This is a genomic window from Amycolatopsis mediterranei (assembly GCF_026017845.1).
Lineage (GTDB): Bacteria > Actinomycetota > Actinomycetes > Mycobacteriales > Pseudonocardiaceae > Amycolatopsis > Amycolatopsis mediterranei.
In genome coordinates this window covers 4,757,256-4,767,507 of the sequence record NZ_CP100416.1, presented here as the reverse complement: position 1 = coordinate 4,767,507, position 10,252 = coordinate 4,757,256, and the positions used below count along the sequence as shown (strand labels likewise).

10 protein-coding genes are annotated in these 10,252 nt (G+C 74.3%); 3 read left to right on the top strand and 7 right to left on the bottom strand.

The window, feature by feature from the left end:
* Together ISP_RS21935 and ISP_RS21930 are read left to right on the top strand one after the other, a co-directional pair.
* On the top strand, positions 1–915 hold a 915-nt coding region (locus ISP_RS21935), incomplete at its 5' end, for a carbohydrate ABC transporter permease (RefSeq protein ID WP_265049911.1).
* A 44-nt stretch (positions 916–959) separates the two neighbouring features.
* Complete coding sequence (locus ISP_RS21930; protein WP_013225934.1) at positions 960–1,775, top strand: carbohydrate ABC transporter permease; 816 nt, start codon at positions 960–962, stop codon at positions 1,773–1,775.
* Between the two features lie 33 nt (positions 1,776–1,808).
* On the opposite strand, the gene ISP_RS21925 is transcribed toward ISP_RS21930, so the two are convergent.
* From ISP_RS21925 to ISP_RS21910, 4 genes are all read right to left on the bottom strand, one after another.
* Positions 1,809–2,819 carry a DUF5914 domain-containing protein gene (locus ISP_RS21925; protein WP_176742233.1) on the bottom strand — a complete coding sequence of 337 codons (1,011 nt, stop codon included), beginning with the start codon at positions 2,817–2,819 and terminating at the stop codon, positions 1,809–1,811.
* 108 nt (positions 2,820–2,927) lie between these two features.
* Positions 2,928–3,818, bottom strand: a complete 891-nt coding sequence (locus ISP_RS21920) for a MerR family transcriptional regulator (RefSeq protein WP_013225932.1) — start codon at positions 3,816–3,818, stop codon at positions 2,928–2,930.
* Positions 3,819–4,037: 219 nt separating this feature from the next.
* The gene (locus ISP_RS21915) at positions 4,038–4,925 is read right to left on the bottom strand and encodes a MerR family transcriptional regulator (RefSeq protein ID WP_013225931.1); all 888 of its coding nucleotides are present in this window, start codon (positions 4,923–4,925) and stop codon (positions 4,038–4,040) included.
* A gap of 115 nt (positions 4,926–5,040) precedes the next feature.
* Positions 5,041–5,916 (bottom strand): YhjD/YihY/BrkB family envelope integrity protein, encoded by an 876-nt coding sequence (locus ISP_RS21910; RefSeq protein WP_230468887.1) that lies wholly within the window; start codon positions 5,914–5,916, stop codon positions 5,041–5,043.
* 51 nt (positions 5,917–5,967) lie between these two features.
* Between ISP_RS21910 and ISP_RS21905 the strand changes: the two genes are divergently transcribed.
* Complete coding sequence (locus tag ISP_RS21905; protein ID WP_230468886.1) at positions 5,968–6,615, top strand: CDP-alcohol phosphatidyltransferase family protein; 648 nt, start codon at positions 5,968–5,970, stop codon at positions 6,613–6,615.
* A 205-nt stretch (positions 6,616–6,820) separates the two neighbouring features.
* Here the strand turns inward: ISP_RS21905 and ISP_RS21900 are convergent, their stop codons facing one another.
* From ISP_RS21900 to ISP_RS21890, 3 genes are read right to left on the bottom strand one after another with little or no spacing between them, the layout of a single operon-like run.
* The gene (locus ISP_RS21900) at positions 6,821–8,332 is read right to left on the bottom strand and encodes a phytoene desaturase family protein (RefSeq protein ID WP_013225928.1); all 1,512 of its coding nucleotides are present in this window, start codon (positions 8,330–8,332) and stop codon (positions 6,821–6,823) included.
* The gene (locus tag ISP_RS21895; RefSeq protein ID WP_013225927.1) at positions 8,329–9,429 is read right to left on the bottom strand and encodes a glycosyltransferase family 2 protein; all 1,101 of its coding nucleotides are present in this window, start codon (positions 9,427–9,429) and stop codon (positions 8,329–8,331) included. The genes ISP_RS21900 and ISP_RS21895 overlap by 4 nt, the downstream gene beginning before the upstream one ends.
* A complete protein-coding gene (locus tag ISP_RS21890) occupies positions 9,408–10,226 on the bottom strand; it encodes a carotenoid biosynthesis protein (protein WP_013225926.1) in 819 nt (272 codons plus the stop codon). The genes ISP_RS21895 and ISP_RS21890 overlap by 22 nt, the downstream gene beginning before the upstream one ends.
* Between the last annotated feature and the right edge of the window lie 26 nt (positions 10,227–10,252).

Genomic DNA, 10,252 nt, shown 5'->3' with positions numbered 1-10,252 from the left:
GGCGCGCCACCCCGCCCCCGGGTGGCGCGCCGGCGACGGGCGAGCAGCAGCGCCCGCGCCGCCTGGCTCCTGCTCGCCCCGTTCCTGCTCGGGTTCGCGGTGTTCTACGTGGCCCCGATCGTCGTGGCCCTCGTGAAGAGCTTCACCGCCGTCACCCGGACCTCCACCTACGGCCGTCCCGTCGAGGTGTTCGCCGGCCTGGGCAACTACACCGCGGCCCTGGGCGACGCCGGGTTCGTCGGCTCGGTCGGGCGGGTCCTGCTGTTCGGCGTGATCCAGATCCCGGTCATGCTCGGCCTCGCGCTGCTCCTGGCGCTGGCGCTGGACTCGGCGGTCGTGCGGCTGCGGCGGTTCTTCCGGCTGGCGTTCTTCCTGCCGTACGCGGTGCCCGGCGTGATCGCCGCGGTGATGTGGGGCTTCTTCTACGCCCCGAACCTGTCGCCGGTCAACCAGCTGCTGGACCCGGTCGGGATCCACCCGGACCTGTTGTCCGGCACCGTGATCCTGTACTCGATCGCGAACATCGTCACCTGGACGTTCACCGGTTACAACATGCTGATCCTCTATTCGTCGCTGCAGGCGATCCCGCCCCAGCTCTACGAAGCGGCCCGGCTCGACGGGGCGTCCGGCTGGGCGATCGCGTGGCGGATCAAGGTGCCGATCATCGCGCCGTCGCTGGTGCTGACCGGGGTCTTCTCCATCATCGGCACGTTCCAGCTGTTCACCGAACCCCAGGTCATGGCGGGTGTTTCGAGCGCGGTCTCGTCGTCCTACACCCCGTCGATGGCCGCCTACGCCCAGATTTCCGCCCAGAACTACGGCCTCGGCGCCGCGATGAGCGTGCTCGTCACGCTCCTCATCGCGGTCCTGTCGTGGCTGTTCTTCCGGATCACCCGCGCGAGGGCCGCCCTGTGACCACCCGACCGAGCACCCGACCGAGCACCCGGAGTTCGTCCGTCGTGGTGACCACGGCGATGTTCGTCGCCGCGGTCTACTTCCTGCTGCCGGTGGTCTGGCTGGCGATCTCCGCCACGAAGTCCGCCTCCGACCTCTCCACGACGTTCGGCCTCTGGTTCTCCGGCAACCACCTCGGCCGCAACCTGCACGACACGGTGACCTTCGGCGACGGCCTCTACCTGCGGTGGCTGGCCAACAGCGCGCTGTACTCCGTGGTGGGTGCGGCGGCGGCCACGCTGCTGTCGGCGATGGCCGGCTACGCCCTCGCCAAGTTCACCTTCCGCGGGCGGGCCGTCACGTTCTCCGCCATCCTCGCCGGGGTGCTCGTCCCGCCGACCGCGCTCGCCGTCCCGCTGTTCCTGATGCTCGCCGGAGCCGGGATGACGAACACGGTGTGGTCGGTGCTGCTGCCGAGCACGATCAGCCCGTTCGGGGTCTACCTGGCCCGGGTCTACGCGGCGGCGTCGGTCCCGGACGAGCTGCTCGAGGCCGGCCGGATCGACGGAGCCGGTGACGTGCGCATGTTCTACACGGTCAGCCTGCGCCTGATGGCCCCGGCGCTGATCACGATCTTCCTGTTCCAGTTCGTGGCGATCTGGAACAACTTCCTGCTCCCGCTGGTGATGCTGACCAGCGACCGGCTGTACCCGGTGACCCTCGGGCTGTACACCCTGAACACCCAGATCACCCGCGACCCCGACCTGAAGGCCGTCGTGGTCACCGGTTCGCTGCTGTCGATCATCCCGTTGATCCTGGCTTTCCTGGCGCTGCAACGCTTCTGGCGCACGGGGCTGGCCGCGGGCGCGGTCAAGGATTGAGCCGGCGTCCTCCGTGTCCGGTGGGTCGCCGGATCAGCGGTGGTCCCCGCGCAACGCGTAACGCCGCTCGGCGTACGCGAGGTCGTCGCGCCACAACCGGGCGGCGGCGCGGCGCATGAGCGGCCGCAGCACCGGGGCCATGCGGGCCGCCTTGGCGAAACCCGGCCGGTCGGAGGCGGCGATCGTCGCCTCGATCACCGCCGTGCGCGGGCGGCCGTCGGAGCCGGGGCCGAGCGGGGTCGCGTGCGTTTCCACCACGCTGCCCGTGCCCTCACCGTCCACAATGGTCATCAGCACGGTCCGGGGGCCCGGGCAGGTGAACTCGGCGACCACCGGGACGCCGATCTTGCCCGCGAGCCGGAACGTCACCTCGACCACGAACCGGTCTTCGGCCTCGGGGACGTCGACGCCCTCCGGCGCCGACAGCACGCGCAGCTTCGCGAACGAGTACGGGTGGAACCACGCGCCGTGCCACGGGTCGAGGCGGTTGGCGACGACGTCTTCGGGCTCGCAGACCCCGGCCAGCGTCGCCACGGCGTCGACCGTGGTCCCGGGCGGCCGGACCGGTACGATCGGCCGTTCGGTGGGCTGTTCGCCGCCGATCCGGTCGAGGCGGACCCAGGCCAGCACACCGTCGTCGTAGGACGGCAGTGCCGTCCACCCGGGACGGTCCGCGCCCACGCGCAGCCCGTGCCAGCGGCAGACCAGCTCGCCGCCGTGCACGCGCGCCTGCGCCAGCGGCGCGCCGAGGTGGGGGCACGCCCCCGGGCCGACGAGCAGCGCGCCGTCCGGCCCGCGCCACGCGACCAGCTCGCGGCCGCCCACGCGCACGTCGAACGGCCGGTCGGCGCGGATTTCCCGGCCGGCGGCGAAGACGAACCAGTTGCCCGACGGCCGGGCGCCCGCCCGTTTCACCGCGGCTTCGATCAGCGCGGGACTGCAGCCGGCGTAGGTGGGTTCCTGCCGGGCCCAGGCCGGCTCCCGGAACGGCTGCACCGGCCACCGCGCCGGCCACCGCTCGATCACCTGCCGCTTGAGGTCCACCGGACGCGCTCCCGCCTGCCACGGCCGGCCGAAGCGACCGGCACGCGAGTCATCCTCGGCCATGTGGAGCGATTGCGCAACGCTTTCGCCCGGTCCTCGGACGTGGGTTCACGCCTTCAGGCGTTCGATGGCCAGCTCGAGGGCGGCGGCCAGGTCGTTGACCCACGGAATGTCCCGCTCGGTGCGGTTCTCCCAGCCCGGGCCCGCCGTGGCGATGTCGAAACCACGCCGCCGCAGCCGCTGGACGAGCAGGTCGTCGACGGTGTTGGCGGACATCGACCACAGGAACACCACGACCGGGTCGAGCTTGGCGGCGATCGCGACCGTCGTCTCGGCGGGCACCATCTGGCCCAGGTGGACCGCCGGGATGCCGACCTCGACCATGGCGGCCCGCAGCACCTCCAGCGGCAGGCTGTGCCGCTCCTCCGGGCAACAGGCCAGCAGCACTGCCCGGCCGGGCGGGGTGTTCGCGAACCCGGCGCTGTAGCGCTGCAGCGCGAGGCAGATCTCGCCGGTCAGCGCCCATTCGGCCTCGAAGCAGACGTCGCCGCGCAGCCAGCGGCCGCCGAGGTGGCGCAGCACGGGGACGAGCACCTCGGTCCACGCCGAGGCCGGGCCGAGCGCGTCCAGCGTTTCGTCGAGCAGCGCGGCCAGCGACGCGAATTCGAGGCCTTCCGCGGCGCGCTCGAGCTCTTCGATGTGCCGGTCGACCGAGACTTCGGGGACCGCTTCGCCGGCACTCGAGAACGCCGCCGCGGCGGCTTCCCTGGCCCGCATGCCGCGTTCGATGAGCCGCTGCATGTACTGCAGGCGGCGGACGTCGGCGTCGGAGTACCGCCGGTGCCGCCCGTCGTCACGCAGCGTCGGGCCGACGCCGTAGCGCGCGGCCCAGGTGCGCAGCGTCACCGGCGAGACGCCGAGCAGTTCGGCGACCTTGCCGGGTGTCCACGAACCCCCGGCCCGGGGCCCGTCCCGGCCACTCACCGCGTCGACGTCCATCAACACCACGTTTCCACACGCCAGGGACGTCCGCCGGGGCGGCCACCGCGCGGTGACGCCCCGCGGAACAGCCTGCGACCGGCTGTGTCCGCTTCCACGGATACGGCATCCGGCGCCCGTCCGATACTCCCGGCACCCCGGAAGCACCCACCGGAAGGAGCTTTGTGACTCAACTCACAGTTTATCCGGTACTGGGGTTGTTGCCGTGCGTCGGCCCGGTCATGGCCACGCCCGCCCGGTGTGCGCGGAGACCGCCCGCAGCGCGCCCCGCAGGCCGTCGAGCACCGGGCCGACCCGGCCGCCGACCGAGTTCCAGCCCGGCCCGGCCGCGCGCACCGGCACGTCCCGGCGGGCGAGCTCGGCCAGCAGCGGGGCGTCGGCGGTGTAGGGCGTCATCGACCAGAGCAGCACCAGCGCCGGGTCGAGCCGGACCGCCGTCCGCACGACGACGCCGGGTGCCACCATCTCGCCGAGGAACACCACCGGGATACCGGCTTCCCGCAACACCGTGAACAGCACCTGGAGCGGGAGGGGATGCCGCTCGGTCGCGCAGCAGGCCAGCAGCACCGGCCGGTCCCGCGGCGGCGGCAGGGGGACGCGGCCCGCCTGGCGCTCGAGCGCCGCCGAGACCGCTCCGGCCAGCGCCCATTCGGCCGCGAAGGCGCTTTCCCCGGCCTGCCACCGCTCCCCCTGCCGGCGCAGCACCGGAGCCAGCACGTCGACCCAGGCCGCGATCGTGCCGTGCCCGGCCAGCAGGTCGTCGAGCAAGCCGGCCAGCGTGGGCAGGTCGACGGCCGCCGCGGCCTGGTCGATCTCGTCGGCCAGGAGACGGGACTGCGCGGGGCTCACGGCTTCGGAGAGGACCAGGCCGGCCGCGGTCCCGGCCCGGACGCCCTGGTTCACCAGGGCACTCATCCGCCGCAGCCGCTGCAGCTCGCGCGGCCCGTAGAGCCGCTGGCCGCCCGGCCCGCGACGGGCCGGCCCGAGGCCGTAGCGGCCGTCCCACGCGCGCAGGAGGACGGGCGACACCCCGAGCGCGGTGGCGACCTGTCCCGTCGTCCACCACGAGGCGCGGTCGATGACCTCCGGTTCCGGTCTGGTCGTCACTCGCCCACCCGCCACTGGTCACCCGCGCCGACCCCCTCGGTACGACCGATGATGGCCCACTCGAAGCGCTTGTGCAACGCTTTGCGAGTGGCGGTGGACCTTCGAATCGGCCGTATCAGCTCGGCCTGCGGGAATGCTCGCTCGTACTTGCATCGATTTCGGGGATGGCTCCGAGACGAGTGCGCTCGGCGCTGAGGGTCACCCGGTACCCCAGCAGGAGCAGCACGTGAAGCAGGTAGAGCCACAGGATCAGCGCCGACACCGCACCGACGGCCGTGAGGCCGCCGAACGGCACGCTCCAGTCCAGCGGGATGGCCAGGAACAGGAGGAACCCGTGGAAGAACCCGGCGAGCACGGCGGCCACGGCGAAGGCGCCGGCCACCAGCGGCCCCCGGCGCACGCCACGCGGGGCGCTGCCGGCGAACACGATCGCGGTCACCGCGGCGATGATCAGCCAGTCGATGTGGAACGACAGCGTGATGCCCCAGAACGTCGCCCAGCCGCCGCGCGTGTAGAGGCCGGCCACCGGGTCGGCGGTGGCCAGCGGCGCGATCGCCAGGGTCGGGCTGAGCACGAGGACGGGCACGAACATCAGGCGCCCGCGCCAGCCGACGAGGGCCCCGGCGGGCTGCCCGGCGACCTGGACCAGGCCGCGCAGCAGGCCTTCGCCGTAGAAGGTGGCCGGCAGCAGCGTCACGAGCAGCGCGGTCCACGGCGTGCCGAGGGCGGCCGTGGCCAGGGCTTCGAGCGCCGGACCGGACCCGTGGCCGGGCGGCAGCGCGTCGGCCCAGCGCGAGACGCCGTCCCGGACGAACGCCGGCGATCCGAGGAACGCCGCACCCCGCAGCGCGACGAGCGCCAGCGGGACGACGGCCAGCACGGCGAAGAACGTGACCCCGGCAGCCCACAGGGACAGGTCCCGGCCGCGGAGTTCCCGGCCGGCGTCCCGCAGGACGACGGCCGCGCGGCGGGCCACTTCCCGGGCGCTCACGTCCACGCACCGGCGCGTGAAGAGGACGACGGGGTCGCCGGCTGGTCCCGGGTGCACGAGCATGACGTGTCGGGCAGCGCGCTCGCCGTCGGCTGGTTGCGGGCGATCCACCTGCTGGCCCGTCCGGTGCTGGGCGTGCCGCCCGACGTGCTCACCGGGTGCGGGGTGCTCAGCGCACTGGCGGCGGTCTGGCTGGCTTCGCTGGGGGGCGACGCGCTGTGGCTCACCTCGGCGGCGATCGTGGCCACGGGGGTGTTCGACGGCTTGGACGGCGCGGTGGCGTTGCGCACCGGCCGGGCCCGCCCGCTGGGCGCGGTCCTCGACGCGGCTTCGGACCGGCTGACGGAACTGTGTTTCGTGGCGGTGCTGCTGGTCCTCGGCGCACCGGCGCCGTGGTGCGCGGCGATGGGGACGCTGCTGTTGCTGCACGAGTACATCCGCGCCCGCGCCCAGGCGGCGGGCCTGCGCGGAGCGGGCGCGATCACGGTGGCCGAGCGCCCGACCCGGCTGATCGTGCCGGCGGTCGCGGTCACCGGGGCGGCACTGGCGCCGGCCGGGACGCCGTGGACGGGCTGGCCGTGGGGCACGACGTGCGCGGTGCTGGGGACCGGACTGTCACTCATCGGCTCGGCCCATCTGTGGGTGGGTGTCGCGCGGGCGTTCGGGCGGAGTGAGGAGCGGGGCGAGGACCGCGGCTGAGGGAGCTTCCGGCGGAGGGCAAGCGGGGGGTGGTTTCGGGCTGGGCGCCGCTTGGGGTGGGCGCCGAGGTGGGCCGCCCGCCAGGGGCGCCGCCCTTGATGCGGGGCATGCGCCGGGTTTGATGCGGGGCATGCGCCGGGTTTGCGGCCGTCGGCGCGATGCGCCGCCACCAGCGGCGCCGCCGCGGTCGGCCGCCGCCAGGGGCTCATCGGCCGCGGCCGCCGCTGCTTTCGTGGCGCTCGGCCGGCCCGATCAGTCGCGCGACGATCTCCGCCGACATCGCCACCAGCGGCAGGCCGCCGCCGGGATGAGCCGAGCCGCCGGCCAGATACAACCCTGGTACCGGCGTCGCGTTCGACGGGCGGAGCAGTGCTGCCCGGGGGCCGTTCGACGATGGGCCGTAGATCGCGCCGCCCGGTGCTCCCGTGGTGCGTTCCAAATCGGCCGGCGTGCGGATTTCGCGCCACAGCAGCCGGTCGCGCACGTCCAGGCCTCGCTCGGCCAGGACCTCGAGCACCCGGTCCGCGTACCGCTCCGCCCGGCCCGGAGCCGTCCAGTCGACGCCGGCCGCCGGGTCGTGGCGTGGGGCATTCACCAGCACGAACCAGGCTTCGCAACCCGGTGGGTGCAGCTGCGGGTCGGCGGGCGCGCAAACGTAGACCGCCGGGTCGTCGACCGGCCGGGGTGCGCGGCCGAAGATCGCGTCGAATTCGGCGTCGTAGGCGGCCGGGAACACCACGCGGTGGTGGCTGGGATCCGGGGTCGTGCCGCGCAACGCGAGCAGCAGCACGAACCCGGCCGACGACGGCTGCGTCCGCCGCAGGGCTCGCCGCGGCCGGCGGGTGCGGGGGTCGTCGAGGAGGTCGTCGTAAACGTGCGCCGCGTCCGCGTTGGCCACCACGACCGACGCCGCGAGCCGCTCGCCGTCCGCCAGCCGGACGCCGCGGATGCCGGCCGGACCGGTCTCGATCGCGGCTACCTCCGCCCCCGTCCGGACTTCGACGCCCAGCGCGGCGAGCCGGCCCAGCAGGGCGTCCCCCAGGCGGCGCAGGCCACCGCGGACGTGCCAGGCGCCGAATTCCTGCTCCACGAACGGGACGACGCTCAGCACGGCCGGCAGCCGCCGCGGGTCCGAGCCGGTGTAGGTCGCGTAGCGGTCCAGCAGCATCCGGGCGCGCGGATCGCTCAGGCGGCGGCCGATCCCGCGCAAGGTGCGCCACGGCGCGATCGCCACCAGGTCCCGGACGCTCCTGGCGTGCTTGAGCAGATCCCCGGTGCCGTTCAGCGGACGGCGCAGGACCGGCTCGCCGACCAGGCCCCAGAGCCGCTCCGCGTCGCGTATCAACCCGCGCCACTCTTCGCCGGCGCCGCCGCCGAAGGCCGCTTCGAGCGCGTCGGGGACCGCCGCCCGCTCGTGGGGGACGGCCAGTTCGGTGCCGTCGGCGAACCGGTAGCGGCAGGCCGGGTCGACGGGGACGATGTCGACCAGCTCGTCCAGGTCGGCGCCGGTGGCCGCGAAGAGTTCGCGGTACACCGAGGGCAGGGTGAGCAGCGAGGGACCGGTGTCGAAGGTGAAGCCGTCCCGGGTGAACGTGGCGAGCTTGCCCCCGCACGACGCCGAGCGCTCCAGCACGGTGACGCGGTGCCCGGCCGCGGCGAGCCGGGCCGCCGCCGCAAGGCCGCCCATGCCACCACCCACCACGACGACGGCGCTCACAGCGCACGGCCCTTCCAGACCAGCCGGCCCGCCACCCGCGCCCGCCACGACCGGCCGATCAGCCCGGCCAACGCCAGCACCGACACGGGGTGGGCCAGGCTGTCCGGCCAGACGCGGCCCCCGGTGCGCCGAGCCGCCACGACCCGCCCGGCGACGCCCGCCGCGTACCCCACCATGCCCGCCCGCGAGCCGCCCAAGGCCGCCACGGCGGGCAGCACCCAGACCACCAGGAACAGCCCGGCGATCGCCACCGCCGCCGGAGCCGAACCGGTCGCCGACCACAGCGACTTCGTGTAGCCCTCCCGCAGCTGCGCCCCCGTCGCGTACATCCGGCACTCCGCGACCCGGCTGCCGTCCGCGACCACCCCGCGGCCGCCCGCCCGCTTGACCGCGCGCATCAGCGCGATGTCGTCCAGCACCTCGCCGGCGACCGCCGCGAACCCGCCGCACTTGCGCAGCATGGCGGCGTCGATGACGAAGAACTGGCCGTTGGCCGCGGCCAGCGACGGCCGCGAGGACGTCTCGGCGAGCCGCAGCGGCAGCAGCACCAGCCACGACCACTGCAGCAACGGCTGCACCAACCGGGCCCCGAGCCCCTCCGCGCGCTGGCGCGGAAACGGCGACACCGCGTCGAGATCCGCCTCGCGCAGCAGGGAAACCGCGGCCGCGACGGCGTCGGGAGCCAGCACGACGTCCGCGTCGACGCAGACCAGCACGCTCCCCCGCGCCCGCTGGGCCAGCTGGTGACACGCGTGCGGTTTGCCCAGCATCCCCGGCGGTGGCTCGGCGCCGGTCAGCAGCGTGATCCGCGAGCCGGCGACCCGGCGGACGACGTCCGCTGTCCCATCACCGGAACAGTCGTCCAGCACCAGGATTTCGACGTCGTCGAGGCCGCGCTGCGCCAGCAGGGACCGCAGGGTGGGGGTGACGCGGTCGGCCTCGTCGCGCAGCGGCAGCAGGATCGACACGGCTTCGCGGCACCGGGCCGGCCCCTCGCGCGGCGTCCGGACGATCCGCGCGTTGTACGCCGCGTGCGCGGCACCGGCCACCGCGGCGCAGGCGGCCGCGCGCACGATCACGCGGACACGCGCGCCCATCGGAATCCCCTCCCCAGCCGGATCGCGAACGGCACGGCGACCGCACCCATGAGCACGCCCCCGGCGACGGCCACCCACGGCCGGCCGAAGAACGCGAAGTGCGCCCACACCGAGGAAAACCACGTCCAGAGGTACAACGCGGGCGCCGGACCGGCGGCCGGGCCCGGGATGGGGTCCGGCGGCCGGGGCACCCAGCGGTGCAGCGCGGCCTGGATGAGGACGGCGACCAGCAGCCAGCCCGCGAAGTTGGTGATCGGGATTCCGGCCACCAGCGGCAACGACGGCTCGGGCGAGGACCAGATCCAGTACCCCTCGTCCACCATTTGCGGGTCGAGGAAGACGTCCCACGCCGCCAGCGCGCCCGCGGCCACCGCGACCACGCCGGCCGGCTTGACGGCCAGCGCGCGGCCGGCCAGCAGCGCCGGCCACGCCATCATCAGCCAGGCCAGCGGGACGATGCCCGGCACGCCGGCGATCGGCCAGCCGAGCAGGCCGGTGTATTCGTAGCGCCCGAACGGCACTCCGGTGTGCAGGCCCGTCACCTCGGCCAGCAATCCGCCGCCACCCGCGACGACCGCCAGCGTGACCGCCGCCCGGGCACCGCAGCGGGACCACGCGTCGGCGAGGGACGCCGCCGCGAAGCACAACACTGTGAGCACGGTGAGCGACGTCCGGCCGCCCGGGTCGGTCACCGAGTAGAGGATCTGGCAGAGGACCGTCGCCGCGGCGCAGAGCCAAGCGGTCAGGGCAGGCGGGGCGGGGTGGCGCCGGGTGAATGCGGCAGTCCGCGAAACCATCACGAAAGCAGAATAGACCGGCGGCG